General features: G+C 64.1%; 34 protein-coding genes and 2 pseudogenes. 19 read left to right on the forward strand and 17 right to left on the reverse strand.

Annotated features, from left to right (window positions below; translation table 11 throughout):
* The 4 genes from tnpB to M8523_RS31955 all read right to left on the reverse strand — a co-directional run.
* Positions 1–169 (reverse strand): IS66 family insertion sequence element accessory protein TnpB (tnpB, locus tag M8523_RS36970; RefSeq protein WP_428351784.1); only part of this gene is annotated, 169 nt, incomplete at its 3' end.
* 39 nt (positions 170–208) lie between these two features.
* Complete coding sequence (locus M8523_RS36975) at positions 209–628, reverse strand: transposase (protein ID WP_428351772.1); 420 nt, start codon at positions 626–628, stop codon at positions 209–211.
* Positions 629–724: 96 nt separating this feature from the next.
* The gene (locus M8523_RS31950) at positions 725–919 is read right to left on the reverse strand and encodes a hypothetical protein (RefSeq protein ID WP_282588888.1); all 195 of its coding nucleotides are present in this window, start codon (positions 917–919) and stop codon (positions 725–727) included.
* 69 nt (positions 920–988) lie between these two features.
* Positions 989–1,567 (reverse strand): carboxymuconolactone decarboxylase family protein, encoded by a 579-nt coding sequence (locus M8523_RS31955; protein ID WP_282588889.1) that lies wholly within the window; start codon positions 1,565–1,567, stop codon positions 989–991.
* Between the two features lie 135 nt (positions 1,568–1,702).
* Here M8523_RS31955 and M8523_RS31960 point away from each other — a divergent pair, with 135 nt between their 5' ends.
* Positions 1,703–2,590 carry a LysR family transcriptional regulator gene (locus M8523_RS31960; RefSeq protein WP_282588890.1) on the forward strand — a complete coding sequence of 296 codons (888 nt, stop codon included), beginning with the start codon at positions 1,703–1,705 and terminating at the stop codon, positions 2,588–2,590.
* On the opposite strand, the pseudogene M8523_RS31965 reads toward M8523_RS31960, so the two are convergent.
* Positions 2,587–2,865 (reverse strand): annotated as a pseudogene (locus tag M8523_RS31965) (Tn3 family transposase); the annotation flags it as partial. The gene M8523_RS31960 and the pseudogene M8523_RS31965 overlap by 4 nt on opposite strands.
* A 325-nt stretch (positions 2,866–3,190) precedes the next feature.
* Between M8523_RS31965 and M8523_RS31970 the strand changes: the two are divergent.
* Positions 3,191–3,487, forward strand: coding sequence for a type II toxin-antitoxin system RelE/ParE family toxin (locus M8523_RS31970; protein ID WP_282588891.1), 297 nt, complete (start codon positions 3,191–3,193; stop codon positions 3,485–3,487).
* A gap of 153 nt (positions 3,488–3,640) precedes the next feature.
* Here the strand turns inward: M8523_RS31970 and M8523_RS31975 are convergent, their stop codons facing one another.
* The 3 genes from M8523_RS31975 to M8523_RS31985 all read right to left on the reverse strand — a co-directional run bounded on the left by M8523_RS31975 (position 3,641) and on the right by M8523_RS31985 (position 4,737).
* Positions 3,641–3,907 (reverse strand): hypothetical protein, encoded by a 267-nt coding sequence (locus M8523_RS31975; protein WP_282588892.1) that lies wholly within the window; start codon positions 3,905–3,907, stop codon positions 3,641–3,643.
* 235 nt (positions 3,908–4,142) lie between these two features.
* Positions 4,143–4,301 carry a hypothetical protein gene (locus M8523_RS31980; RefSeq protein ID WP_282588893.1) on the reverse strand — a complete coding sequence of 53 codons (159 nt, stop codon included), beginning with the start codon at positions 4,299–4,301 and terminating at the stop codon, positions 4,143–4,145.
* A 142-nt stretch (positions 4,302–4,443) separates the two neighbouring features.
* Positions 4,444–4,737 (reverse strand): hypothetical protein, encoded by a 294-nt coding sequence (locus tag M8523_RS31985; protein ID WP_282588894.1) that lies wholly within the window; start codon positions 4,735–4,737, stop codon positions 4,444–4,446.
* Between the two features lie 343 nt (positions 4,738–5,080).
* Between M8523_RS31985 and M8523_RS31990 the strand changes: the two genes are divergently transcribed.
* Positions 5,081–5,626 carry a hypothetical protein gene (locus M8523_RS31990; protein WP_282588895.1) on the forward strand — a complete coding sequence of 182 codons (546 nt, stop codon included), beginning with the start codon at positions 5,081–5,083 and terminating at the stop codon, positions 5,624–5,626.
* 93 nt (positions 5,627–5,719) lie between these two features.
* Here M8523_RS31990 and M8523_RS31995 read toward each other — a convergent pair whose 3' ends face one another.
* Complete coding sequence (locus M8523_RS31995) at positions 5,720–6,559, reverse strand: HNH endonuclease signature motif containing protein (RefSeq protein WP_282588896.1); 840 nt, start codon at positions 6,557–6,559, stop codon at positions 5,720–5,722.
* 175 nt (positions 6,560–6,734) lie between these two features.
* Positions 6,735–7,238 carry a hypothetical protein gene (locus M8523_RS32000; protein WP_282588897.1) on the reverse strand — a complete coding sequence of 168 codons (504 nt, stop codon included), beginning with the start codon at positions 7,236–7,238 and terminating at the stop codon, positions 6,735–6,737.
* A gap of 492 nt (positions 7,239–7,730) precedes the next feature.
* On the opposite strand from M8523_RS32000, the gene M8523_RS32005 reads away from it, so the two are divergent.
* The 3 genes from M8523_RS32005 (at position 7,731) to M8523_RS32015 (ending at position 9,051) form a co-directional block, all read left to right on the forward strand.
* The gene (locus M8523_RS32005) at positions 7,731–8,033 is read left to right on the forward strand and encodes a WGR domain-containing protein (RefSeq protein ID WP_282588898.1); all 303 of its coding nucleotides are present in this window, start codon (positions 7,731–7,733) and stop codon (positions 8,031–8,033) included.
* A gap of 119 nt (positions 8,034–8,152) precedes the next feature.
* Positions 8,153–8,779, forward strand: a complete 627-nt coding sequence (locus M8523_RS32010; RefSeq protein ID WP_282588899.1) for an acyl-homoserine-lactone synthase — start codon at positions 8,153–8,155, stop codon at positions 8,777–8,779.
* 26 nt (positions 8,780–8,805) lie between these two features.
* Positions 8,806–9,051, forward strand: a complete 246-nt coding sequence (locus tag M8523_RS32015; protein ID WP_282588900.1) for a hypothetical protein — start codon at positions 8,806–8,808, stop codon at positions 9,049–9,051.
* Positions 9,052–9,077: 26 nt separating this feature from the next.
* Here the strand turns inward: M8523_RS32015 and M8523_RS32020 are convergent, their stop codons facing one another.
* From M8523_RS32020 to M8523_RS32050, 7 genes are all read right to left on the reverse strand, one after another.
* Positions 9,078–9,767 (reverse strand): hypothetical protein, encoded by a 690-nt coding sequence (locus M8523_RS32020; protein WP_282588901.1) that lies wholly within the window; start codon positions 9,765–9,767, stop codon positions 9,078–9,080.
* A gap of 35 nt (positions 9,768–9,802) precedes the next feature.
* The gene (locus M8523_RS32025; protein ID WP_282588902.1) at positions 9,803–10,366 is read right to left on the reverse strand and encodes a hypothetical protein; all 564 of its coding nucleotides are present in this window, start codon (positions 10,364–10,366) and stop codon (positions 9,803–9,805) included.
* Between the two features lie 57 nt (positions 10,367–10,423).
* Positions 10,424–10,909, reverse strand: coding sequence for a hypothetical protein (locus M8523_RS32030; RefSeq protein WP_282588903.1), 486 nt, complete (start codon positions 10,907–10,909; stop codon positions 10,424–10,426).
* A 136-nt stretch (positions 10,910–11,045) separates the two neighbouring features.
* Complete coding sequence (locus M8523_RS32035; protein WP_282588904.1) at positions 11,046–11,591, reverse strand: hypothetical protein; 546 nt, start codon at positions 11,589–11,591, stop codon at positions 11,046–11,048.
* Positions 11,588–12,178 carry a thermonuclease family protein gene (locus M8523_RS32040; protein WP_282588905.1) on the reverse strand — a complete coding sequence of 197 codons (591 nt, stop codon included), beginning with the start codon at positions 12,176–12,178 and terminating at the stop codon, positions 11,588–11,590. The genes M8523_RS32035 and M8523_RS32040 overlap by 4 nt, the downstream gene beginning before the upstream one ends.
* Positions 12,165–12,503, reverse strand: a complete 339-nt coding sequence (locus M8523_RS32045) for a single-stranded DNA-binding protein (RefSeq protein WP_282588906.1) — start codon at positions 12,501–12,503, stop codon at positions 12,165–12,167. Before M8523_RS32045 ends, M8523_RS32040 begins: the two co-directional genes overlap by 14 nt.
* Positions 12,504–12,529: 26 nt before the next feature.
* Positions 12,530–13,141 (reverse strand): thermonuclease family protein, encoded by a 612-nt coding sequence (locus tag M8523_RS32050; RefSeq protein ID WP_282588907.1) that lies wholly within the window; start codon positions 13,139–13,141, stop codon positions 12,530–12,532.
* 159 nt (positions 13,142–13,300) lie between these two features.
* Between M8523_RS32050 and M8523_RS32055 the strand changes: the two genes are divergently transcribed.
* The 13 genes and pseudogenes from M8523_RS32055 to M8523_RS32115 all read left to right on the forward strand — a co-directional run bounded on the left by M8523_RS32055 (position 13,301) and on the right by M8523_RS32115 (position 25,960).
* The gene (locus M8523_RS32055; RefSeq protein WP_282588908.1) at positions 13,301–14,029 is read left to right on the forward strand and encodes a lytic transglycosylase domain-containing protein; all 729 of its coding nucleotides are present in this window, start codon (positions 13,301–13,303) and stop codon (positions 14,027–14,029) included.
* 13 nt (positions 14,030–14,042) lie between these two features.
* Positions 14,043–14,345, forward strand: coding sequence for a TrbC/VirB2 family type IV secretion system protein (locus M8523_RS32060; protein WP_282588909.1), 303 nt, complete (start codon positions 14,043–14,045; stop codon positions 14,343–14,345).
* Positions 14,342–14,638 carry a VirB3 family type IV secretion system protein gene (locus M8523_RS32065; RefSeq protein WP_282588910.1) on the forward strand — a complete coding sequence of 99 codons (297 nt, stop codon included), beginning with the start codon at positions 14,342–14,344 and terminating at the stop codon, positions 14,636–14,638. Before M8523_RS32060 ends, M8523_RS32065 begins: the two co-directional genes overlap by 4 nt.
* A gap of 11 nt (positions 14,639–14,649) precedes the next feature.
* Positions 14,650–17,061, forward strand: a complete 2,412-nt coding sequence (locus tag M8523_RS32070) for a VirB4 family type IV secretion/conjugal transfer ATPase (RefSeq protein WP_282588911.1) — start codon at positions 14,650–14,652, stop codon at positions 17,059–17,061.
* Entirely contained in the window at positions 17,058–17,891 is an 834-nt protein-coding gene (locus tag M8523_RS32075; protein ID WP_282588912.1) for a hypothetical protein, read from the forward strand. The genes M8523_RS32070 and M8523_RS32075 overlap by 4 nt, the downstream gene beginning before the upstream one ends.
* 9 nt (positions 17,892–17,900) lie before the next feature.
* Complete coding sequence (locus M8523_RS32080) at positions 17,901–18,620, forward strand: type IV secretion system protein (RefSeq protein ID WP_282588913.1); 720 nt, start codon at positions 17,901–17,903, stop codon at positions 18,618–18,620.
* 116 nt (positions 18,621–18,736) lie between these two features.
* Positions 18,737–18,925 carry a hypothetical protein gene (locus tag M8523_RS32085; protein ID WP_282588914.1) on the forward strand — a complete coding sequence of 63 codons (189 nt, stop codon included), beginning with the start codon at positions 18,737–18,739 and terminating at the stop codon, positions 18,923–18,925.
* A 6-nt stretch (positions 18,926–18,931) separates the two neighbouring features.
* A pseudogene (locus M8523_RS32090) lies at positions 18,932–19,841 on the forward strand (TrbL/VirB6 family protein); the annotation flags it as partial.
* 48 nt (positions 19,842–19,889) lie between these two features.
* A complete protein-coding gene (locus tag M8523_RS32095; protein WP_282588915.1) occupies positions 19,890–20,603 on the forward strand; it encodes a VirB8 family type IV secretion system protein in 714 nt (237 codons plus the stop codon).
* Positions 20,603–21,409, forward strand: coding sequence for a P-type conjugative transfer protein VirB9 (gene virB9, locus M8523_RS32100; protein ID WP_282588916.1), 807 nt, complete (start codon positions 20,603–20,605; stop codon positions 21,407–21,409). The genes M8523_RS32095 and virB9 overlap by 1 nt, the downstream gene beginning before the upstream one ends.
* A gap of 4 nt (positions 21,410–21,413) precedes the next feature.
* Positions 21,414–22,772 (forward strand): type IV secretion system protein VirB10, encoded by a 1,359-nt coding sequence (virB10, locus tag M8523_RS32105; RefSeq protein ID WP_282588917.1) that lies wholly within the window; start codon positions 21,414–21,416, stop codon positions 22,770–22,772.
* Positions 22,732–23,826 carry a P-type DNA transfer ATPase VirB11 gene (gene virB11, locus M8523_RS32110; RefSeq protein WP_282588918.1) on the forward strand — a complete coding sequence of 365 codons (1,095 nt, stop codon included), beginning with the start codon at positions 22,732–22,734 and terminating at the stop codon, positions 23,824–23,826. Before virB10 ends, virB11 begins: the two co-directional genes overlap by 41 nt.
* Positions 23,804–25,960, forward strand: a complete 2,157-nt coding sequence (locus M8523_RS32115) for a type IV secretory system conjugative DNA transfer family protein (RefSeq protein ID WP_282588919.1) — start codon at positions 23,804–23,806, stop codon at positions 25,958–25,960. Before virB11 ends, M8523_RS32115 begins: the two co-directional genes overlap by 23 nt.
* Positions 25,961–26,062: the final 102 nt, after the last annotated feature.

The raw sequence follows: 26,062 nt of genomic DNA on the forward strand, positions 1-26,062 counted from the left end.
CCAGCACCACCCCGGTGCCGTCGAAGAACAGAAGCTTCAGCCGGTCCGCACGTTTGGAGCGGAACGCGAACACAGTGCCGGAGAACGGATCGGATCCAAGGCTCTCGCGAACCACAAGCGCCAGGCCGTCCATACCCTTGCGGAAGTCGATCGGGCGCGTCGCCAGCATAACCCGAACCGCGCCGGATGGACCGATCACGAGCCGCCCTTAAGCGCGCCGATGACCGCCGCGATCGCATCGACACCCGCATTCGGGCCCACCCGCACTACGACGCCCCCTACCTCCAGCTCGATGCTCGCGACGGGACCGGCGTTGCCGCACCGGCCGCGAAAATCGATCGGTCGTGCGCGGCGCCTCGGCTATCGGGGCGACGATCGCCGGGACGAAAAGCGGCGGCTCGGGAGTGGTGTTCAAACGGGAGCGAGCTTCGAGTCGCCAGGTGAACAACTGCGAGGATAACAGCCCATGACGGCGTGCAACGCTGCACACCGAGACTCCGTCCACGTAGCTTTCCGCCACGATGGCCGCCTTCTCGACTGCCGAGAAGCGCCGGCGGCGGCCCTCGCCCGTGAACACCTCGAAGCGTCGCGGCCCCTCCGACATAGCCATATGCACTGGTTTCGACATAGCTCGAAGCCTCCAAAGGCTCCGATCCTCCGTCTTCAGCCCACTCTGCGGAAGGTGGGGCTGCGACGTCGCTTACGGAAGAACCGTTTGGCCGCCTCAAGATCGCGCTTGGCGGTCAGCAGGATCGACGGCCTCGCCATGCTTGTCGACAGCCCGGTACGGATAGCGCCATCCGCAGCGTGATCCGACGGCGGCGCTGATGCTCGGCGCGGTTGTGGACACGAGCGGCACGACCGCGGTGAGCATGAAGCTGGAGAGGCCAGCGATCGTCGGGGCGAACTTGCGGATCATGGTCGATCTCCGTCGAAGGGAACCCCCGAGCGCGAAGGGGGTACCCTCGGGGTCAGGTCGGGGAGGACGTTAGGCGACCGCCTTCAGATGGCCCGGGGCGGTCCATTCGACACCCTTCATAAAGCCATCGAGGGGGGTATCCGCGAGGTGGTTCGTGTAGTTCGAGATCAGCTTTGTCGCGGCGAGCACGAGGATGTCGAGCATCGATTGGTTAGTGTAGCCGGCTGCCTTGAACGCGGCGACGTCGGCGTCGCTGACGAGACCGCGGCTGCGGGTCACCTTCGCAGCGAAGCTGCGTAGCGCCTCAAGCTTGGTGTCCTTGAGCGCGCGGCCTTCGCGGATCGCGTAGATGTCGGCATCAGCGACCTTCGCCATCTTCGACAGGTTGGTGTGGCCAGCCATGCAATAGGTGCACTCGTTCTCATAGATGATCGCGAGGTAGGCGATGTTGCGCTCCTGCGGCGTGAAGCTGGTCTTTTCGGCGATGCCCCAGAGCGTGGAATAGGCTTCGAGTGCCGCCGGGCTGATAGCGAGGACGCGGTTGAGGTTGGGCACGAAGCCCCATGCCTTCTTCACACCTTCGAGCATTTCCGCCGAAGCTGCGGGGGCGGTGGTGGTATCGAGCAATTCAAAGCCGTTGATGGTCATCTTAAGTCTCCCGAGGGATCAGTTGGCCAGGGTCGGTGCTGGCGTGCCACCCAAATGATCCCATTCATTGTTTTTCCAGAAGGCGGCATAGGGCGATATGATCTATGCTCTGATGGAATATACCGGAGCGAATAGATGGACCGGCTGCACGCGATGGAGGTCTTCGTCCGGGTGATCGAGACCGGGTCGTTCTCCGCTGCGGCGCGCGACATGCGTATCGGGCAGCCGGCGGTGTCGAAGCTCATCGCGGCGCTGGAGGATCGGCTGCAAGTTCGCCTCCTCGTCCGTTCGACCCGCCATCTCCATCCTTCCGAGGCGGGGCAGGCGTTCTACGAAAGGGCGCGGCGAACGCTGGCGGAAGCTGACGAGGCGGATAGCGCGGCGCGGGGTGAAGGTGCGGGCATCGAGGGCCGTCTACGTGTCTGCTCGTCCGTAACCTTCGCGCGACTGCATGTCGTGCCGAGGATCGGGGCGTTCATGGAGGCGCATCCCAATCTGCGCCTGGATCTCGTCATGGACGACCGCTACGTCGACCTGCTGGAGGAGAATATTGACGTGGCCCTGCGCGCGGGCGAACTGTCGAATTCGAGCCTGACCGCGCGCAGACTTGCCACGTGCGATCGCCATGTGGTTGCAAGTCCTGCTTATCTCGCGCGGATGGGCACCCCGTCCACGCCGATAGATCTCCTCGCCCATAGCGCTATCGTCTACACGCAGGGCCTGGTAGCCGAAGAATGGCGCTTTCGGCGTGGGACGGCAGATACGTCCGTCCGCATTCCCACCCGGCTTTCGTGCAGCGCGGCAGAGGGCGTGCGCGAGGCAGTCGTCGCGGGGCTTGGCCTTGCGATAAGCTCAGTATGGATGATGGAGCCGGAGCTCGCCAGCGGCACTGTCCTTCCGGTGCTTACCGAATGGAGGCTCCCGACCGCCGACCTGTGGGCGCTTTACCCCAGCGGAAAGCTGCCGACCGCAAAGGCCCGTGCCTTCGTCGACTGGTTCGCCGAGTGCTTCTCAACGAATTAGAGCTTAGGACCAAACCCCGTGTGGTCGATGGCGGGGGTTTCCTCCCAGAGGTAGTCGCCGGTGAGGCTGATGTGCTCCCAGCCGAGCGGCGACAAGCTGGTGAGCAGGTGGTCGGGAAGGACGGCGCCGCGGGCGCGCAAGGCGTCGACGACGCGGCCCGTGTAGACCGTGTTCCAGTGGATGATGGCGGTGACCACCAGATTGAGGGCAGAGGCCCGGATCGCCAGGTTGTCCTGACTGCGGTCGCGGAAGCGCCCGAGCCAGTGTAGGTTGATTCGTGTCGAGAACAAAGCTGGACCTGTGCCTCGGGCGGGTTCGGTCTCGTATTTCAGTCGTTGAGGTGATCAAAAACGACAGTCTGGCTTAAATGCCTCGTTTTGTGCTATATTACCCTCATGACTGGAACAGTTGACACAATTTCCCAGGTCAAGCCGTCGGCCGCACCGAACGACGCTGAAATCGCAGCATGGCAAGCCTTGCCGCGCGATGAACAGCTACGCCGTCTGCAGGCAAAGCTTTCGCATCCTGACTGCGCGGCAGCCAGCACAGCAACAATGAGCGATATTCTCAGCCGCGCACAGGCAGCGGCCAAACTACGACATGGCTGAATACATACTTTCACGCCGAGCCGAGAGAGATCTGCTAGATATATATGCCTCTACGGAAATATCTTTCGGTCAGTATCAGGCAGACGCTTACCATGCAGGTTTAGAGCGTTCTTTTAGCTTGCTGGCGGATTTTCCACGCATGGGCACATCCGCCGACGAGCTGGCGACGGGCTTCCGTCGCTTTCGCTTTCAATCCCACTACATTTTTTACACCGAAGAGCGGGCGCATATCCTGATCCGCGCGCTCCTCCATGTTAAAATGAATTTGCGGCCTGACCTGTTTGAATAACGGCCCTGGCATGGCCTGCATCGCGACTCCTCCTCTTGCGACGTGACGGACTGGCGGAAGTAGCCTGAGCGGTCCGGCTGGGTGCGGCTATCGGGGGCGGACCGCTCTCGTCAAGAAGGGCCGTAGGGCCGCCCCCGATAGCCAGGCCGGCAACTAAAAAGGCTGGTCGTCCTCGTCCTGTACGGGCGGCAAAGGCGGCCCTACGATCTCGTCGAGAAGCTCGGCGTCAAACACGTAACCCGTGTGTATCATGGCGTGTTCCAGTTTTTCGGCAGTGAGCCAATGGTCGATCCAACGAAAAACGGCTTCGATCTCGCGCCGTGTGGCAGGGTCACGCGGCGCGTGAGCAAGCTGCCGCATGACGGCTTCGCCGATGAAATACCGGGCTTTCTCGCCGGCGTTCATTCGTTTGATGCTCATGGGGCGACGATAGCAAATGTGGACGAAACGCGGGGGCGCATTTCGACATCATCGGCGCGATCAGCGGCCTGAGCCGCGCGCGCCGGCCCCGGCTGCGGTCGATGCGCCTGCGGCGCACTTCCTTGCCTTCCGTGCCGCGAGAGCGGCACACGCGCGCAAGCGCGCTCCTGTCTGCCGGTGAAGAAGATTTCGGCGGTGCGCGAGAGTGGGGGCCGCCTTGCGACGGCCCCGCCCCTCAATATTCGGACGGCAACAGGAAGGTGGTCACGCTGCGATCGGCTTCGGTGATGATCCAGATCGTGACGCAACTGTCGCCAACCTGATAGGCGGACAGGATGCGGTTGCCGCTGAACATCGCTTTGAAGTTTGCGTTGCGATCCTCGTCGCGGACCACGCCCCAATCGCCGCGCAAGTGCCTGCCGAGACAGTCAAGGCGCTGCGCATGAGTGGTCGCCTCTAATGCACCGGCGTAGCGACAACCTGCCCAAGCTCGAACAGCCGGACGGGAACGCGAAATGGTTCTTTCGGTGCTTCGGTCATGCTGCACCGCCTTTCGGCTCAAAGGCATAGAGCCGCTCGGTGTGGCCGCACGATCCGCAGGAGGCCATGCTCCGTGGCGTGTATTCGTGATGGCCGTCGCTGCCGGCATCGGCATCGGTGCCGTCCTCGGTGACGCGAATCCATACCGTCGCCTCGATATCGATCTCGTCCGTATCGCCGCATTTCATGCAGCTTAGGTCTAAGAAATGCTCATGGTTTCCCCCTTTGTTGTTGGTTGCATCGGCTGATGCAACCTTGGCCCTCGCCGAGAGCGGGGAGGCAAACCGCAAAGGGTTCGGAAGCTGCTTGCAGCTTTTTTGGGGGGCACCCGCTCTTGCGGGGGGAGCCAAAACCGTCTTCGGCCTGTCCCTTGCGGTGCGCCAGGGGCGGCGCCCCTTAGAAGATGGCGCGGCAAGCGCCGCATAGCGCGTGAGGGACCGTTACCCGAATGGGCCGAGACCGCTTGGCTCGGTGCGACTTCGCATAGGCCTCGACCCGTTTGGGGCACGCCCAAAAGCAGCCGGATACTAGCCCATGAAGCAGCACCGCTGCCGGGCGGGTGGGTAGGGTTCTTAAAGGTGGTAATGTGCCGTCAGGCACATCGCGCCGGAGCGCGCGGGCTTGGGAGAATTCATGAGCCAGGCACAGCCCGACAATCGGCGGACCGTTGAGAAGTTTCTGGCGGTCGAAAAGGCACTGTTAGGCGAAGCTGTTGCCGCATCAAATGCCGGCGCAATCGTTGCAGCCATGGCGATGGCCTTTGTCACAATCGACACGATGGCGCTGCTAGCTTGTCCCCTCGGCCAAGTGGAACAGTTCAAAGCGGATTTCATCGCTTGGGTCGATGCCTACCTGAAAGCCGATGCTGCATCGGAGTATCAGTATGAAGGGAGAGACATCTATTCGGCCAGGTGCGGCGTGCTGCACAGCTACAGCAGCATCAGCCGCGATCACAGAGGGCCGAATCCGCCTCGGCAATTCGGCTACGCTGATGGGGGGGCACATAAGAAGGATGACGCGACCCCTCTGGTGATTATCAGCGTCGGGCTGTTGATCTGCGATCTGGCCACGGCAACGATGGCCTTTGCCGAAGCGATGCGCACCGATCCCGATTTGATGAAGCGGGTCGATAGCCGGATCGATGATCTGTTCATCACAAGGCTGCTGGGCGCTCGCTGAACATATCCCCGCCGCTCTTTGCGCGCCGCGGATGATCGAGCGCGGCGGCGTCCTCGGGGAAGGACCCGTCGAAGGCCGGCGGAGAATGGCGCGCTATCGGAGCGCCTGGTTCAGCGCGAATATGCTCGATACAGGACCACTGTGTTTTATTACGCTACGCTCTCCTTTGCCCTTAATGCATAGAAGTCCAGTTGGTCCAGGACGGCAAACGAACAATCCTCCCCTATGAACGACAAATGTCCCTTCATCAGATGCCCAAATTCCTTCGACACGAACTGTTCCGGGCTTGATGACTTCAATATCAAGTGCGGTCACTTTTCCTTTCGCACCATATCTGTTATCGTCAAGTCGCATCTGCCTTATTACGTTTGCGTCTATATAAAGATCCGTAGCAGGAACTACGACACGAAATCGACCAGGGCGCTGATCTACTTCGATAGCAGCATCATTGTGCACTTCGATGTTATTTCTGGAAACACGAAGTCGTTCTTTGCCGATCCGGTCTGTATATGTAGAAGATATCTGCAGATTTTTCTTGTCGAATATGTGCATTTCAAACTTATCTGATCCTGGAAGATCGAAAACAATGGCTCCTTCGACGGTTTCGAAAGCTATACTACCTAGTATCATTCGTAACTTAGTGTCTGGTTCCACCCATATATGGGTCGAAATCACGTCTAAGGGGCGTTCAATATTTTTCCATTGATAGAGAGTTTCATCTGAGATCGGTAGTTTTCCGTTATGTATATGATCGTGACAACTCGGGCAGACTGCAATCATTATATTAGCATCATCAGTCTGATACGCAGACCAATGTTCGATGTGATGGAAATGGACGCGCCAGTTAGAGCATCCGGGATTTGCACACTTGCCGCCAGCCTCTGCTATTAATTCTGCTTTGAGTGATTTTTTCAAGTGCTTCCGCTTCGGCATTGATTCTCTCATTTATTTCAGCGTCGACGCTATTAAGAGCAGTGAACAGATCGTCGACCGCCTTGCGCATCAGCAGCGTGATCCGACGTCGGCGCTGATACTCGGCGCGGTCGTAGATCATGCGGCAACGCTGGCAAAGCGCCTCAAAATCGCGGCCTTGATAGCTTGGAATCGGTCACGACCTGAGTTCGGCAAGAGCCTGCCCCAACTCGAACCCGGCTGACGACATCCGCACCAGGTCATTGACCCGCAGCATGCTGACGCCGGCATTCCAATGCCCGCCGCGCGGCACCAGGCCAAGGCTGCCGGCCACGTCCTCGATCGGTGCAGCGCCCGGCCGAGCGGCCACTTCGCGCAGGATGTCCTTGGCGGGAGAGGGCAGGGCGGCAAGCCAGAGATCCAGGATCTGAGCGCGCGTGCGCGGCATCTTTTTGCGGGGCACGCCGATCCTCTCGAACGCAGCGTCAGCCGGATCGATCCGGCCGTCGCGCTCCACAACGAACCCGCCGTCGACCAATAGCTTCTTGCAGGAATTGAAATGCCCGCCGCGCGCCTTGCGTCCGTTGAGGGCCACCAATTGGCTCCAGGTGAAGCGCACCGGCCAATGCGTGACCGCAGTGCCGAGCAGCTGCATGGCGCCCGCTGTCGGTACGGTCGGCGACGCCGATCCTTTCGACACTGTTTTCCGTGCTGGTCGCACCTCCGGACTCAAGGCGTCGGCGAGCAGCCGCGCATCTTCTTCGGGTGTCGGAAGACCATCAAGGTCCGGGCGAGGCTCCAGGCGTGCTGCTGTGCAAGTGCAAAGTTCTGCGACCTCGGTTCGGCTCCCGTCTTCGCGGCGGGGTCATCCCCGCTCGACAGGTGCCCGAAGCGTCTCAGTCGCGGGCGCGATCACCTCGAGGCGCAGCCGGAGAGGCCGCATGCTGGCATAACGGATCCCTGGCGAGTTGATCGTCAGCCCGGGGTTGAAACAAGGAGATGCACCAACGAGAGCGGGGTGGCTTACGGTCCGGAAAGTGCCGGACCCGAGTGCAACCTTTATTCTGGCTCAAGCGGATGCTGCCCTCATCAGAGGGTGCCCTTCAGCATCTATCAGCGACATGAATCGGAGTTGGCCGATCGATTCACTCTTTGCGTTGGACGGGGATGCCGATCGGCGAGACTCTGCGGCATGTCAGACGCGCTCTCAGGCTCCGCCGTGTCCGTTCAGCTGCTCGTCCTCGATCGTATCGAGGAGAGCAGCAACATGGCGCGTTATTATGTGCTGACCGTCGAGCCCACGCTCTTCGGTGACATGGCTTTGGTCCGCGAGTGGGGTCGGATCGGTGTGAGCTGCCGCCGGCGCCTGGACCTCTACCCGGACGATGCCGCCGCGAAGGTTGCACTCGACACCTGGCTGCGCCGCAAATCCAAGCGCGGCTACGTTCTGCGCGACGCCTGCGGACCGCGGAGGCTTGCTGGGACCGCCGGCTGACGGGACTTCGCGCTTCGCAAAAGCTGTGAACTTCGCCAACACAGTGGGCATTTCTACCCATACCGCGGGTTCCATCCCTGTGGCTCTTTCCTCCCGGACAACACGTCGAGGAGGCATTCATGCTCAAAGTCATTCACGGGTCCGAGGTCGGCTCGTATCAGGCGCTGATGGACCGGGTTCTCCGGTTTCGTCATGCTGTTTTCGTCGAGGAGAAGGGCTGGGAGGATCTCCGCCAGTCCGATGAGCGCGAGCGCGATCAGTTCGATGATGAACACGCCATCCATCACATCTGCATGCGCGGCGACGAGATCGTCGGGTACCAGCGGCTGCTGCCGACGACACGGCCGCATCTGCTCACGGACGTCCTGGCCGATCTCTGCAGATCGAAGCCGCCGCGCGGTCCCAAAATCTTCGAGTGGACCCGGTTCTGCGTCGCTCCTGGTCATCGCGAAGTGCGGCCGCGGTCCAATGGCGCCTTCCTCGAGCTCGCGCAGGGTGTCGTCGAGTGGGGCATGGCGCATCGCGTCGATACGGTCACGGTCGCCATCGACTGGCGCCTGATGGTGATCGCAATGCAGCTGCGGTTCTTCGTGCGACCGCTGGGATTTCCCAAGCGCATAGGCCGCGACGAGGTCGTCGCCCTGCGGATGTCGTTCACGAGCGAGACCCTCGCGACCATTCGCCAAGCGCGCGGCACCACCCAGCCGGTGATCGAGCCATCGATCCAGCACAGCGCGGCCGCCTGAACGGCGTTTTCATGGGAGATGGTCTCTTGATCCGCAGGCGGGAGGCGAGGCTCGTCGCCGAGGCGCTGCATGCGCGCTACGAGCCGATGCGCGCCGTCGTCCTGATCAGCCGCGTCCTCCAGAAGGCGCTCTTCGCCGGCCGGTCCGACGAGGTGGTGTTCTGGGCGCTCGTTCATGCCCACTATCGCGGCGGAGAGCTGTCGGACTCGACAGAGGCACAGCTTGCGGCGTTTCGGGATTGCATCCTGCCGGACGACGATGAGGCCACCTGACGGCCGGGCAGGGGGTGACGGGGCGCCTACACGTCGGACGATGCGACGATGATGGAGGCCGATGCGGCGCTGGGTGGGTTCGCGGCGACGCCGGTCGTGGTGGGAGAGTCACCGGGCCCGGCGGGTCCGCACGTCCCCTGGGAATTCTGGCAGCTCGGATCGGCCAGGCTCCGCGCGTTCTTCGCCATGCCGCAGATCGTTGTGCCGTTGATGTCCGAAAACCCCGAGCATCTGCCAGAATCGACCATCTTCTGGCAATTGCCGGTCCCGAGTTGGATGCAGGCGGCGATCAGGCTGGCGTCGACCTGTTGGCCATCGAAGGTCGACATCGAAGCCAACTGCCGCACCGCCGACGAGTTGTAGCCGTCATTGGTGAGGTTGGCCCAGGCGTTCACCTGCTGCTGCAACGATTCGCATCCATAGCCGGCCCGGTCGGTGCCCGCGTATTTCTGGATGTTGGCGTTGTTCAGCTGGAAGATGCCGGTGCAGCAGCTCCCATTGTAGACGCCCTTGTTGCCGCCGGACTCGAAGCGCCCGAGACCGCCGAGCGAGCAGGACGTCGCCTTGAGATCGCCACGCAGGGTGGAATTCTGGACCGCAGCCGTAATCTCCTGCGCCGAGTAGTTGGTGCGCTCGCAATATTGCGCCCCAGCCGCGGCGACCGGTGTGGCATCAACCGCGAGTGTGATGGTGAGGATTAAGGCGCAACTCGCCATCGAGCGACCGCGTCTCAGGGCACCGAACGCGCCCCTCACTTGATCACCATCGTGGAGCTGCAGCTCGGGATGGTCTTGCCGCCAACGACCGTTCGCAGAGTGATCGTACCCGAGGCCCGATCGAAGCGTGTGAATGTGTCGTCGGACCGGTTCTTTGCCGGCAGATCGGGATCTTCATGATCGACGTAGCAGCCGGTCGCCGTTGTGATCGAAACCAGCTTGTTGCCGTCGAGCACCGCGACGCGGACCGGACAAATGGAAGGCTCGATCTCCGCGTCCTTGTCGTTGGCCCCGCTGTCACACTGGCGCGAGAGGGCGATGCTGACGATGATGGTACGGCTGCCGTCTTTGTAGGAGGACGAGAGGGCCGTGACGCGGGCGTTCCTGCCGTCGAGCGGCCGCTTGAGTTCTGTGGTCATGGTGGCGTTCGCCTCGCGGATGACGTCCGGCCAGATCAGGCTCTGCAGCGGATCGGTCGCGGAGGGCACCTGGAAATCGTGGAATGCCATCGGCTGCCAGGCCGGACCGCCGGTCTGCGCCGCAGCCACGCCCGGCACGTTGAGTCCTATGAGACCGGAGATCAGAAACAGACAACGCATGGATAGGTCCTCAAGCTGAAGAAGCGTTTGCGGCCGGGCGGCTGCGAACAACTGGCGTCACCGGGGCAGGGGGATGTTCTGCGAGCATCCCTCGATGGCTTCGTGATCGACCACAAAGCCGGTGTGAATGGTCCTGGTCGTGAGATCATAGGAGGCGTAGGCCGCCGCTCGGTCGGGATCGGCGACGTCACCCGCTGCCATCCGTCCGAGTTCGAGATAGCAGCCGAAACCGCCTTCCATCGTGCGGACGAGGGCGCCCTCGTAGATCGCGAGGCGCATGGGGCAACTCCGGATCGTGGCATGGGCGGCCGAGCGCACCACCTTGAGGGTGCATCCGGTGACCGTGTCGAGCACGCTGAGGACGACCGACTTCCGCGCGCTCCAGATCACGAAATGCGCCTCCGTCACGGGCGCATTGCCGTCGACGAACCGATGATCACCACGGTCCGCGTAGGCCCGGTTGTTCCGGTCGATGGCATCCTTCCAGATATCGGCATAGGTGTTGGTCGTGGAGCTCGGTCGCTGCAGATCGGCATAGGACATCGGGCGCCACGCCGCGGGGTCCGGCGTCGGCGTTTGGGCGCGAGCCTGAAGTGGGAGCGCAAATCCGATCAGCAGGCACCTTATGACAACATCTTTTTTACTGTACCGGCGCCTTACTGGTCGCCGCTTCGCTGACCTACTCATAGCGATCGCGTCCCGGCACCCAGCTCCAGGGATCCTTCGGCGAGCCTTCCCGATTCCGCCATGGCACGGGTGAACGCGGCGGATCGACGGCCTGCATCACCCAGACTGCGCCGTCATAGGCAAAATTGACCGCCGCACGGTCGAACGGCCGCCCATTCCCATCGAGAAAGTCGGTCGCGCAATGCACGACCGGACCTCGAACCCGGGCGACCCGCGCCGTCTGCGCGTCGAGCGCACCCGGCTTGCAGCCGAACAGCCAAACGGAGGCCGGAACATAGCGGGTGGGGGTGGTGCCTGCGACGAGCCGGCGATACGCATCATTCGCCTCGGCTTGGGTGGGGTAGGGGAACCGCTCGGTCAGGATCGGAGCAAAGGTCGTCCGGTCGGGCGCATATTCGAGGCGTCCAGGCACGACGCGGTTCGGCGTGTAGAGCGGCTCATGGACCGGCATGTCGACGGCGGCCACCGATCGGGGAGCCACGGGAGCGCAGGCCGCCAACCCGAACACGACTGGAATAAAAAAAACAGAGCGCCTCATTGGCTTGCCCCGGCTCTCGGTGCCCGGTTCTCGCTATGCGCGAGGCGGGCGCGATACTCCCAGGGCATCTCGAAGCTGCTGGCCCACAGGCCGCGGTACGCTTTTCGCGCGTCGCGCTCAGCCGACACATAGGCACGGACGCTTGGGTCGTGCTCCGTCGGCGGCAGGGTCACGGCGACACCGTCCCGAACCATGGCGCCTGCGAGATCGGGATGGTCGGCAGAGGCGCAGCGCGCCAGTCGCTCGCCGGCCTCATCCCGAAGCGTTGCGCAGGACAGCCATTTACCGAGCGTCGCCGCCACCAGCCACGCCGTCGCCGTAGTGCCGCAGGGCCAGGGCTGGCGGCCGAGATGGGCAACCTGACCGGGCAGGCACGTCGCAATGCCGTAAAGGCGATAAACCGCGTTCGTCTCAGTGTCCCGGAAGCGCGTACCATCGAGAACCTCGACCCGCAGCGGCGTCGCCTGCATGGCGCTGCCGGGCTCATAGAGGTTCGCACGCTCCGGCCCGCGTTGCGGCTCGCCGGCAAGATCTGTTGTGGCAGAAAAGACGGCCGCCATCACCGCGCCGACCTCACGCTTCAGCATCGTCCCGCGCGCCGAGGTCGAGTTTGTGGAAGGCGTTGGCGATGATGTCGGTGGTGTAGACGGTCTCGCCGTCCTTTTTGTAGGAGCCGTCCACCACGCGGCACTCGGCATAAATGCCGTCTCCCTTGCGCACGTTCGCGAGAGCCCAGGCGGCGACCTTCTCGTTGAGCAGGGTCACGGTCACCCAGTCGGTCTCTTCCTGCCGCTTGCCTTCGGCAACGGTCCGGAACCGATCGGTCGCCACATTGACCTTGGCGGCTTTGCCGAAGGCCTTGGGGGCCTGGCCGACCCGGCCACGGAGAATGAACAGGTTCGTGGTTCGCATGAGGGAGTTTCTCCGGTTGTCGTGCTTCAAGGGGAAGCAGGGAAGGATGGGATGAGTGTCGGAGCAGCGGTGGCCGCCGAGGCCTTTCGCTCACCGAGCCTGCGCAGGATGATGGCGTTGGGATCGGGAAGGTCGGCAAAAGCCCAGAGGCCAGCCCGGCTCTTTTGGGCGACCTGTTCCGCCACGGCGTAGGGGGCATGGACCGGCTGGCCGTCGGGTGTCTGCGCCGCAAAGGCGAAGCCGGTGGCGATCAGGGCGGTCCCCAGATCGATGCGTGAGCCCGCCCCAGCGCCGGCGGTCGGCTGAGCGATACAGAAGACGAAGAGGGTGCTTGCGGCGGGCGACTGGCCGGCGACGGCACAAAGCGGTCGGAGGTCGCGGACGAGAGCAACCAGCATGGCGAGCGAGGCTTCCCCGCAATCACGCCTCTGCCCATGGGTGTTGGTGAAGGCTGTTCCGCGCAGGCAGGATTGCACGCCGTAGAGCCGATAGGTGACGCTATGGTCGGTCCAGCTGTCACCCGTCTGATAGACCGCCGAGACGGGCACAGGGGCCCACGCCGGAGCGGCGGGTTGCGGCGCCACGGGAGACGCCAACAGCAAGCTGCCAGCGAAGAGGGTCTGCCTAAAGGTCTGCATCTTAGCCCGCATGTCGCCGAACCACGGTCTGTTGCGGTTGGGTCACGATCTCGGATCCTCGTTCGAAGTGGGCGAAGCTCTCAGGAGCACCACCAATCAGATGTTGCCAAAGTACTAATATCTATTTTAATGTCCATCCCGAATTGATCAGGAGAACACATGCGGGCTTGTTTGGTGGTGGGCATTGCTCTGGTTGCGACGCATCCGATGAGGGGCCCGAGTTGTGCCCGCGCCGCCTCGCTCATTCAGACCTCGGTCGATGCCAATGGGCACGTCCTACCACTGCCCGCGACAGCGACTCGGCCGGAGGTTGTCGGCAAGCCTGCCGCGGTCATCTGCGGGGACGCTGTCCCGCTGGCACCCGACGCCGCCAAGACGCTCGTCGCGCGCGTCGCCACGGAAGAGGGGTTCTACCCCGACTTTGTGATCTCGGTGGCAAAGATCGAGAGCCACTACAGATCGACGGCACTCTCCGAGAAGGGCGCCTACGGCCTGATGCAGCTGATGCCCGAGACGGCCCAGCGTTTCGGGGTCGACCTCTGCGATCCCGCCGGCAACGTGCGCGGCGGCATCCGCCTGCTCCGCATGCTGCACGAGCGCTACAAGAATCCATTCTTCATCCTGGCCGCCTACAACGCCGGCGAAGAGGCTCTGCTGAAGAGCCGGGGCGTCCCGCCCTATCCCGAGACCGTCCGCTTCGTCGCCGACGTCATCAACGATTTCTACGCCTGGCCGGTGACAGCGCCGTCCCGTAGCGGCCCGGCCGTCATGGCGGCCGCGCAGGCGCCGGGGATCGTCGAGGTCACACCGGCACCCGACGCCGCTTCACCCCCAAAGCCGACTGTCGCTCCGCCCTGGAGCGACGGCTTCGTCATGCACATCGATTGAAAGGTCAGAGTTGATGCGATTTTCCGTTTCCCGGCTGCTGGATCCCACGGCCGTCTTGCTGCTCGGTGTGGGCACTGCGAGTGCGCAATCCGGCGGGTCCCTGCAACCGGTTCAGTCGACGCTCACGACGCTCGTCTCGACGCTGACCGGGTCGATCGCCACCGCGCTCGCGACCCTGGCGGTCATCGCTTGCGGCTTCTTCGCCTGGTCGGGGCGCCTGACCTGGGGCATCGCCGGCAGCGTGATTTTCGGGATCGTGCTGGTGTTCGGCTCAGCCCAGATCGTCCAGTTCTTCCAGTCGGCGGTCGGTCAATGACGGATCGTGACCTTGAGGAACCGCTGATCACCCCACTCGTCAAGGCGCTCACCCGGGCGCCGACCCTGATGGGCGTGCCTTACATGTACTTCATGTTCAACGGCGTGGCGTCTTCGGTCTGCTTCCTGCTGTCCCACAACTTGCTTCTGCTGCTGGTCGCGATCCCGCTACATCTCTTCGGTTACGTGATGACGCTGCGAGACGATCGGATTTTTGAAATCCTCTTCGTCAAGGCCACCCGCTGCCCGCCCCGAACGCGTGGGGTCTGGGCGGCCGACAGCTACTGCGCCTGAGGCACTTTCGCATGGTGGCGCGTGCCCTCCTCGACGAGCTGACCTTTGGCGCCGTGTCGCGACGCGAGCGGCCCGTCAGCACACACCTTCCCTACACTCGGCACGTCGACGACCACATCATCCGGACTCGGGACGGGCTCGTCATGACGGTCTTGAGGCTTGAAGGCTACTCCTTCGAGACGGCCGATATCAGCGAAGTGAATGCCCGGCTGCTCGCCCGGAACGACGTCGTGCGGACGCTCGCCAATTCCCGATTTGCGCTGTGCAGCCACATCGTGCGGCGTGAGGTGCAGCCCCTCATCGCCTCGACCTTCGACAACGCGCTCTGCCGTGAGCTCGACGAGCGCTACGACGCGGCGCTTTCCAAGCGCAAGATGTTCGTCAACGATCTCTATGTGACGATCGTGCGCCGGCGGCTGCAGGGACAGGCGGGCAAGTTCGATACCGTCCTCACCAAGATGCTCGGTCGCCGGGACGAGGCGGGCGATTTGGTCGCCGAGCAGACCGCGCTGACGGAGTTACGCGATGCCGCGACCGCGGTGTGCGAGAACCTCGCGGCTTACGGCGCCCGACAGCTTGGAGTGGTTAACCGGGACGGCGTGTGGTTCTCCGAGCCGCTCGAGTTCCTGGTCCAGCTGGTCAATGGTGGCCTGCCGCGGGCGATGCATCTGCCGCGGATGGCGCTCGCCGATGCACTCGCCCAAAAGCGCATCTTCTTCGGCAAGAACGCCATTGAGATCCGCGGCGCCGGTCCGGAGGACACACGTTTCGGCGCCATGGTGTCGATCCGTGAATATCCCGCCCAGACCGGACCGGGTTCGTTCGACAACCTGCTGCGCGTTCCCCACGCCTTCATCGCCACGCAGACCTTTGCAATCGTCGACCGGCCCGAGGCGGCCCGCCAGATCGACCGCGTGTCGCGCCAAGTCGACATGTCGGACGAGGGCGGCTCCATCGTGGCCGAACATCTCGATGAGGCGCGCGACGAGCTTCTCGCCTCCGAGGCGATCTACGGCGAGCACCACATGTCGGTCATGTGCCTCGGCCGGACGCTGAGTGAGGTCGCCGCGGGGGTCACGGTCGTCGGCGCCGCGCTGACCGACCGGTCCGTCATCTGGACGCGCGAGGACCTCAACTGCGAACCGGCCTTCTGGGCGCAGCTGCCCGGGAACTTCGCCTACATCGCCCGCAAGGCAGTGATCTCCTCCAAGAATTTCGCCGGCTTCACGTCGCTGCACAATTATCCCAGCGGCCGGCCTGACGGAAACCATTGGGGGCCGGCGATCTCGATCTTCGAGACGACGTCGCAGACCGCCTACTACTACAACCATCACGTCCGCGACCTCGGCAACTTCACGGTCGTCGGGCCCTCCGGCAGCGGCAAGACCGTCTTCCTGTCCTTCATCTCGGCGCAGTCGCAGCGCGTGAAGCCGCGTCCAAAATTGCTGTTCATCGACAAGGATCGCGGCGCGGAGATCTTCATCCGTGCCATGGGGGGCCAATACGAGATCCTGGTGCCCGGCGAGCCCACTGGCTTCAACCCGCTCTCGCTGCCAGACACGGCGCGCACCCGCGAGTTCCTGTTCCAGTTGCTCGGGTTCATGCTGCGACCTGGTCCTGGCGGCGAGCTGACGGCGTCCGAGGAGCAGGTGATCCGCAATGCCGTCCAGGCCGTGCTCGGGGCTGGTCCGGAGGGGCGGACCCTGAAGGCGTTCTCGACGCTCCTGCGTGGACGAATCCGAGCCGGGGAGGGAGATCTCCTCGCCCGATTGGAGAGCTGGATGCGCCCCGATCAGCGCGGCTGGCTCTTCAACAATGAGGCCGACCAGTTCTCCGTCTCGAGCATCTTCGGGTTCGACATGACCCGCGTGCTCGACGATCCCGTCATCCGCACGGCGGCGCTCATGTACATCTTCCATCGCACGGAGGAGCTACTGACCGGAGATCCCGTGATGATCTTCCTCGACGAGGGCTGGCGGCTGCTCGACGATCCGGTCTTCGCCTTCTTTATCAAGGACAAGCTCAAGACGATCCGCAAGCAGAACGGGATCATCGGCTTCGGCACGCAATCGGCCGCCGACATCGTCCGGTCGACATCCGCGAGCACGCTGATCGAGCAGACCGCCACCAACATCTTCTTCCCCAATCCCAAGGCCGATGATGAGAGCTACGGGCGAGCCTTCCGGCTCTCCTCGCGGGAGGTGGAGTGGATCCGGAGCACGGTGCCGGAGAGCCGGTCGTTCCTGATCAAGCACGGCCGGGACAGCGTCATCGCCCGCCTCAATCTCGCGGGGATGCCGGATCTGATCAAGGTCCTGTCGGGACGGACCGAGACCGTGGCCGAGCTCGACGCGCTCCGCGCCCGGGTGGGTGACGATCCCGCGGCCTGGCTGCCCATCTTCATGGGACGGAACGAGGCATGAGGGGTCTCATCGCCCCGCTGTGCATCGGATCGTGCCTATGGGCCGGGTCCGCCGCCGCAAGCATGCCGACAATCGATGCCACGCAGCTGACCCTGCATGCGCGGACCTCCTCGTCGACCGTGCAACTTGTTCCGATCGAGGGCCAGCGCAAGGACGCGAACAAGGATGTCCATTGTGCCGTCACGACCGGCAAGAGGGCCAGCGTGACCGATCCCACGGTGCAGCCTCAGAGCGGCGCCGGCAGCCGCCTGATCCAGTCCTACGCGCCCGACATGCCGGCAGCGCCAGTGGCCGGCGCGCAGGGTGCCACGTTGAACAGCCAGACACTGTTCAAATCCACCGGCGACGTTGCGGCCGGCGTGGACGCGGGCCATGCAACCACCGCCGCGGCGCTTTCCGGGTTCCAGAGCGCGAGCCGGCAGGTCGGAACGACGACCACCGTCATGGCCGCCCTCGACATGAACTCGGCGGCGCGCCTGCGAAACGGCCTCGCCTGGAACAGCGTGATCAATGCGGCGAATATCTGGGTCCAGGCGCTGAATGCGCTCAACCTCGCGACCACCAGCGATGCCAGCCGGACGGCTTTGGCCATGCGGACGACCATCACGGCCGCGCCGAGCACGCTTGTGGATATTTGCCCGACCGGGCTGCTCGGGACCGGCACGGCGGCCGACCCATGCCGGAGTGCGATCTGCACCGGTCTCGCGGCCACCTGCCTCAGTAGCAGCGTGACCGACGGCGGCAACGTGATCTTCGTCGTGGCGCCGGCCGCCGTTCTGGCGACGGAACTCGCGGCCGCCCTGCAGACCCTTCAATCCAGCACCCGATAGGAGATCGGCATGCAGTCTCTTCGCGTCGTCGGCATCACCCTCAGTGTCGGTGCCATCCTGATCCCGTTCGAGGCCCGCGCGCTGTTGCCGGTCATCGACACTGCCAACCTCGCCAAGGCCCAGGAGATCGCGACTAGCACGCAGCAGATCCTGAACGCCGATCAGCAGATCATGACGTTCACGCAGAAGACGCTCGCGGCCGTGACCGGCGATCGCAGTTCACAGGCCCAGGGCAGCCTCGCCCAGATGGCGCTCGGCAGCGGCTTCACCATGGCCCAGGCGCCCTCGCTGGGATCGGTCATCTCCGGTGGCGCCCTGTCGTTCGCCGGGTTGGGCGCGGCCACACAGAACATCGTCTCGACCCTGATCAACGGGCTGCAGCTCGTCCAGTCGATCACAGGGCTCACAACGGGATCGGCACATCCGGTCGATACCGCCTATCGCAATTCGGTGAACGTGGCGGCGACGCTCTCCGGCCTGATCACCTCGACCCAAAATGCGATCCAGCAGCGCTCCTCGGCCTTCACGCAAGGCAGCCAGCAGATCGGCCGGGCGGCGGACCTCAAGGGCAGCGTTGACCAGAACACCCAGGTCCAGATCCAGACCGGGCAGACCATCAACGAGCTGAACGGCGTCGTGAACAACGCCGCGACCGCGGCCAACCAGGCGAACCTCGATCGCATCGCCGCCGAGTCCGCCGTCGCGCGCGCCATGCAGTTCACGCAGTAGGAGACGCGCGTGTCGGCACCCAATCCTCTCGTCACCGTCGTCGTCGCGCTCGCAGCTGTTGGCGCGGTTCCCGAGAGCGGGCTCGCTCGGGCCATGACCTTCACCGAGCCGAAACAATGATGCGCGGCCTTCTGAGAGCTGTGGCTGCGGCACTCCTGCTGTCCGGCTGTGCCTACAAGCCCCTGAAGGCGCCGTGTTCTCCCGACGAGGGCGGCGCACCTCTCGCCTATGCGCCTTCATCGTCTCAACCAGTTCCCGAGCCGTTCCGGTCGCTCGACGCCTGTGGTCCGATGCGGCGGATCTGAAACAGGATGGCGAACTTCAGCATCACGACCCTGCTCCAGACGGTCGACCATCTCGGAGAGAACTACGTCTCGACCGCCTATCAGGCGCTGTCGAACGCGATGACCTCGGGTGGGACGGCGGGCGTCGCGGGCCTGTTGCTGACCCTCTATGTCATCGTCTGGGGGATCGGCATCTGGCAGGGCACCGCGACCGGCGGTCCCGCCGACCATGCCTTCCGGCTGTTCCGGGCCTTCCTGATCTATGCACTGGCGACCAGCTGGGCCGACTTCCAGACCCTCGCGTACAAGTTCCTCAATGATGGGCCCTCCGCGATCGGCAATGCGCTGCTCGACGCCGTCACCACCGCGAACGGCACCGGCACCGCCCAGGACCTGACCTCGGTCAACGGCGTGCAGTCGGCGCTCCAGAACATGTGGGACACGACCAACAACGCCACCCAGGCCTTTTTGCAGAACGCTGGCCTCACCAACTGGGGCCCTTACATCTTCGCGGCCGTGTTCTACGTCGTCATGGCGCTGCTGATCGGCTTCGCGATCTTCCTGATCATTCTCTCGAAGCTCTTCATGTGGCTTCTGCTGGCGCTGGCGCCGATCTTCATCATCCTGTTGCTTTTCGGGGTCACGGCCCGCTTCTTTTCCGGCTGGCTCGGCGCGCTGCTGCAGTATTTTTTGGTGCAGGTCCTCGTCTACGCCTTCCTGGCCTTCTACGTCTCACTGATCCAGCAATCGATCGACACGCTGAACGGGGTCGCCAACTCCAAGACCGCGAGCTGGGCGACCATCGGTCCCGTCGTGCTCCTCGCGATCATCGGCGTGCTGCTGCTCAGTCAGATCAACAATGTCGCCGCCGCCATCGCCGGCGGGGTGCCGATCTCCGGCTCGCGCATCGGGGCGGTGCTCGCGACCGTCAGCGGCTGGCGGAGCAGATCAAGAACCCCGGCCAGGGCAGGGGAAGGAGTGAAGCTTGACCGATATCAGGATCGACGGGGCGCCGCGCCTCGACCCGCGCTACTATGCCGACGGCGCCTCCTGGGAGCACGACATCGCGCGCCGGAACCGCAACTCGCGGTCCGTTGCCTGGATCGTCGCGAGCGTGATGAGCGTCGTTGCCGTCGGCGCCCTCGGCACACTGGCGCTCCTGGTTCCGCTGAAGACCTACGAGCCCTACATGGTCGTGGTCGATAAGACGACGGGCTTCGTCGAGGTCAAGCGGCCGATGGCCGAGGGTCCCCTGTCGCAGGATGAGGCCGTCACAACCTTCAACGTCGTCCGCTACGTGAAGGCACGGGAGACCTACGATCCAAAGGCGTTGAAGGACAATTTCAACCTGGCGCAGCTGCTCGCGACGGGCGACGCCGAGCGCGACCTCGTAAACCTCTACACGCCGTCCAATCCCCTAAACCCGCTGAAGGTGCTCGGGACCGGGGCGGAGGTCAGCGTCTCGATCAAGTCGGTGACCTTCCCCAACAACCGCACCGCGCTGGTCCGCTTCTCGACCGATGAGAGGACCGCAACCGACGTCACGACCCACAACTGGGTGTCACTCGTCCGCTTCCGCTACACCGCCGCCCCGATGCGCAACGAGTGGCGCTTCGACAATCCGCTCGGGTTCCAGGTGGTCGAATATCGGCGCGACCAAGAGACGGCGCCCTCGCCGGGTACGGTGGGACAGCGGTGATGCGTTGGTGTGTTCGCGTCGGCGTGCTCGCGTTGATGGTCAACAGTGCCCCGGTGCTGGCCGAGTCCCTGCCGCGCCCCGGTCACCTCGATCCGCGCGTGCGCGACGTCGTCTACAACAAGGACAACGTCACCGCGATCGACGCGACCTACGGCACCTCGACAATGGTCGAGCTGCAGCCCGACGAGAAGATCGAGACGCTGGCGCTCGGCGACAGCCTCGCCTGGAAGGTCGAACCCAATCACAAGGGCGACATCATCTTCGTCAAGCCGGTCGACAAGAACGCGCAGTCGAACCTGAACGTCGTCACCGACAAGCGCATCTACAGCTTTCTGCTGCGGTCGAACACGCGTCCGCCCGGCCAGCAGATCTATGCGGTCCGGTTCCGCTTTCCCGACGATGAGGCGAGCGCAGCCTTGTTGGCCGCCGCCAAGCAAAGGGCCGCGAACCCGAACCTTAAAGACCTTAACGTCGCCAATGCGAACAGTGACTACGGCTACAAGGGCGCCTCCGCCAACAAGCCGGTCGCGGTCTTCGACGACGGGACCAAGACCTGGTTCCGCTTCGAAGGCGAGACCCCGGCGATCTTCATCGTCGATGCCGATCGTAACGAAAGCCTCATCAACTTCCGGACCGAGGGACCGTTCGTCGTCGTCGACAAGGTCTCGCCGCAGTGGATCCTGCGCAACGGCCAGGACTCGACCTGCATTTTCAACCGACGGCTGACCAACCTGCACGAACCGAACGGCCTCGAGCCCTATGCGCCGCAGCGGGTCGGTACCCCGCCCCCCAAAGCCGGAGGCTGATGCCATGCCGACCGTGCAGGACTATCGCAATCTCGAGCTTGAATCCGCCGCATCGACCGCTGTCGGCCGCGGCTCGACCGCACTCAGCCTCTGGCTCAAGGCCGGGATCGCCTTGGGCGCCGTCGCGGTCGCGGCCTGGATGATCCACGGCTCGATGGGCCACGGGCCGAAGAGCCTGACCGCACCGGACCGGGAAGAGTTCACCACGACGCAGTTCCCGGCGCCATCGCTGCGGGAGCCGCGGCCGCCGGTCGACCAAGGCACGATCGTGATCCCGCCGGCTCCCGTAGCTCCGGTCGATCCGACCCCACTTCCGCCCCCGGTGCCGCCGCCGGCTGCCCTTCCAGCACCGCCACCGCCCGAGCCGCCGCTCGGACTTTCCCCTCCCGGCGACGACGAAGCTCGGCGGCTTGCAGAGCTGGAACGCCAGCGACAGGAAGAGGAACGTCGACGCTGGGAACGGTTTCGCGCGCCCCAGGTGATCACCGATGGCGCAAGCCTGCCCAATGAGGCGCGTGCCTACGCCGAGAACGGACGCGGCGCGACCGGGGTCGACGACGATCCGAACCACCGTTTCCTGACTTCGGTGTCGGCGGCCGGCGTCGAGGTCGCCAAGGCCACGAAGAACAACCGGATCGATGCCCTCGTGGCGCAGGGCACGATGATCCACGGCGTGCTGGAGACGGCCCTGCAGAGCGACCTTCCCGGGATGGTGCGGGCGGTCACGGCCGAGAACGTCTGGTCCTTCGATGGCCGCCGCATCCTGATCCCGGCCGGCACCCGCCTTGTCGGCGAGTACAAGTCCGGCATCGCCCAGGGCCAGACCCGCGTCTTCGTGGTCTGGACGCGTCTCCTGCGCTCGGACGGCGTCTCGGTGCAGCTTGGCTCGAACGGGACCGACGACCTCGGTCGTGCCGGCAATGCCGGCTTCGTCGACAACCATTACCTCGAGCGCTTCGGCTCGGCCATCATGTTGTCGCTGGTCGGCGGTGCCTCGCAGTTCCTCAGCAGCTACGGGCAGACCACCAGCAACGACGGGACCGGGACGGTCACGACCACGACCGATCCCCTGACCGGGCTGATCACCACGACGCAGAGCGGCACCCAGAACCAGCTCAGCCTGCAGGCGCGGCAGATCGCAGCCCAGAACGTCTCCCAGACGCTGACCAACATCGCACAGGAAGCGCTCAAGAACTCGATCAACATTCCGCCGACGATCTATCTCGACCAGGGGTCGCGCATCATCGTCTTCGTGCGCCGCGACCTCGACTTCTCGTCCCTGTACCCCGACCCGGTTCGGGAGGCCCTGAAGGAACTCAAGCATGAACATGGCCGTGCGAAGCCCGACGGTCTTCCTCGATAGGGCGCTGGAGCCGATCCGGCCGTGGCTGCTCGACGACCAGGTGGTCGAGATCTGCGCCAACGGGCCGGGCGAGGTCTGGGTCGAACGGTTCGGGCAGGCCGCGATGGAGCGCCACGCGGTGCCCGAACTGACCGAAGCCGCGATCCGACATCTCACCGAACGCGTGGCGGGTCACTCCGGGCAGAGCGTCAACGAGGAGCACCCGCTGCTGTCGGCGGCGCTGCCCACCGGGGAGCGGTTCCAGGGCGTATTGCCACCCGCCACGACCGGGGGAGGGGCCTTCGCGATCCGCAAGCAGGTCATCAAGGAGATGCGGCTCGACGACTATCGCAAGCTCGGTGCGTTTTCCAAGGTCTCGACCCTTACGGAGGGCGCGCTGTCGGAGACGGACCAGCGCCTGTGCGAGCATCTGCATTCCGGGCAAATCGAGGACTTCATCCGCCTTGCCGTGGTGAGCCGCTATTCCATCCTGCTGTCCGGCGGCACGTCATCGGGCAAGACGACCTTCCTCAATGCCATCCTGAAGGAGGTCCCCGCGGAGGAGCGCATCATCACGATCGAGGACACTCGCGAGGTGATGCCCGTGCAAGGCAATCACCTCGCCCTTGTCGCCTCGAAAGGAGATCAGGGCGAGGCCCGTGTCACCGTCGAAACGCTGCTGCAGGCCTCGATGCGGTTGCGACCCGATCGCATCTTTCTGGGTGAGATCCGGGGCGCCGAGGCCTATTCGTTCCTGCGGGCGATCAACACCGGTCACCCCGGCAGCATCACCACCGTTCATGCCGACAGTCCGGCCGGCGCCTTCGAGCAGCTCGCCCTCATGGTGATGCAGGCGGGTCTTGGCCTGAGGCGCGACGAGATCGTCGGGTACATCAAGGCGGTGCTGCCGATCGTCATCCAGCAAACCAAGATCGGCGGATGGCGCGGAACTTCGGCGGTGCATTTTGCCAAGATGGCTGAATGGCAGGCCGGCCGAACTGCGCGCGGCCTGAGGCCCGTCGGTTGCGACGCGAGCGGGGGGAGGGGGTCTCGTGCGGCGCGTCGTCGTCCATAGGATCGCCATCACGATCATCGGGCTTCTCGCGTTCTGGCTGTTGTGGAGCCTGGCCTACGAGATCGTTGTCGCCTTGCGCTGGGCGCCGGCTCGCTTCCCGGGGGAGGGGACCCGACGGTGGGCACTGCTCCGCATGCAGAACGCCGATCGCTCGATCGGCTTCGGCCTGATCGCCTGGCAGCATTTTTGGTCTCGGCTCTTCTACGGCGCCACGCAGACCGAAGCCCTCGTCAGGGCAGGGCTCGCGGCCGCCTCGGTGGTGGGGCTTGGCCTCGCCGGCGCACTGTTCACCTTCGTCAATCGCCCGCAGATGCCCTTCGGATCGGCGCGGTTCGGCAGCCTGATGGACGCGGCGCGCCAGGGCCTGACGGGTTCGCGGGGGATCGTCCTCGGCACGATGAACGGAACGACCATCCTGTCGGATGAGCCCGCCCACATCCTCGTGGTAGGTCCCTCGCGGTCCGGGAAGGGGACCGGCTTTGTGCTTCCGAACGGCTATCTCTGGCAGGGCTCGGCCGTGTTCTTCGACCCCAAGCGGGAGAACTTTGAGGCGCTTGCGAACCATCGCGTCGCGATGGGCAACAAGGTCTTCATGTTTTCGCCGGGGTCGAACGACACCCATCGCTACAATCCGCTGGATTTTGTGCGACGCGATGAGCGGATGGCGACCGACTGCCTCGTGGTCGCTTCCTTCGTCATCCCCGAAAAGGCGGATGACACCTGGGCCGGGGCAGGGCGTCTGCTGCTCTCGGCGCTGATCGGCTACGTGCTCGCCTCGCCCCTCATCGTCGGCGCGCAGCACATGCGGACCGTCGCCCGCATGACCACCACCGGCAAGGACATCTCGACGGTCCTGCGCGCTATCGTGAAGACCGAGCGCTCACATCTGCCGGCGTGGGTGACAGACAGCTTCAACCAGTACATCGCCCTCGAACCGGAAACCCGGAACTCGGCCGTATTCAACGTCAACATGGCCATGTCGCTCTGGAACAACGGCCTGATCGCCGCCGCCACCGAGACCTCGGACTTCGACATCCGCGAACTTCGTCGTCGGCCCATGACGATCTTCATCGGCTGCACGATCGCCGAACTCGCCATCTTTCGTCCGCTGATCCGCATCCTGTTCCAGCAGATCCACGACCTTATGATGGTGCGCATTCCCGGGCTGGACGAGCCGCATCAGGTGCTGCTCATGCTCGATGAATTCTACCATGTCGGGCGCATGGATTCGCTGATCTCCAAGATCACCATCAGCGCGGGCTACGGGTTCCGCATGGCGATCGTCATGCAGGACATCGCCCAGCTCGATGAGCTCTATGGCAAGAACACGCGGGTCACGACGGTCTCGGGCTCGCAGATCAAGCTGTTCATCCAGATCAACGACCTCGACACGTCAGAATTCGTGTCGGAGATGCTGGGCGAGACCACGCAGGTCTACAAGACGCCGGTAGCCCGGCCGGGGCAGGGGATTTTCGCACCGCGGGCCTGGACGCCGCACTACACACCCCGTCGGCTTCGCAGCCCGCTCGAACTGCGGGAGATGTCGGCCCGGGTGGCCATCCTGATGGTCAAGAACTCCCGGTCCTTCGAGTTGACGAAGATCCGGCACTATCAGGATCAGCCCTATCGGCGATTGTTCGAAGTAGCGAGAGGGAGTCCACCGGCACTGCCGGTCTTGGGCAACTGGCAGGACGAGGAGTTAGGCGGTGCCCTCGCGCCAGCTTCTTCGGCAGAGGAGACGACGGAGCAGACGAACGAGGCGACGGCTTCGATGAAGGCCGCAAAAAGCGCCGGCACGCGGAAGTCGCCGGCCGAGACGAAGAAGCCGGCCTCGAAGCGCCGGCCGTCGTCGAAACCTGAGATCGCGTCCGCCGCCGCTCCCATTGTAGTCGAGAAGGCCGGCGCCGCCAAACCGCTCAAACGGCCCAAGACTCTGACCCTGGGCGCCGAGCCACCGGTCTCCTCAGAAGAGCGCTGCAACATTCGCGATGTCCTTCAAGCGTCCGAGTCAGCGCAAAAAGATGGTTTCGAGACAATGGTGGGAATCACCTCGGAGCTGCAGGACAGCGAAGTCCTTCGTGCCGGTGACGTGCTCCAGAAGCTGCAACGAGCGTTCGGCGACGACGAACGCTGAACGTCAGTGCAAGCGCTGCAGTGCGCCCAAGGACGAACCCGCTCTCGCGGGAGGGCGTCCTGAGAGGTAGAGCACACCTGGAGATCTGAGCGAGCGCTTGAG

It is taken from the genome of Lichenifustis flavocetrariae, assembly GCF_026130545.1.
In the GTDB taxonomy this organism is placed as follows: Bacteria; Pseudomonadota; Alphaproteobacteria; order Rhizobiales; family Beijerinckiaceae; genus Lichenihabitans; species Lichenihabitans flavocetrariae.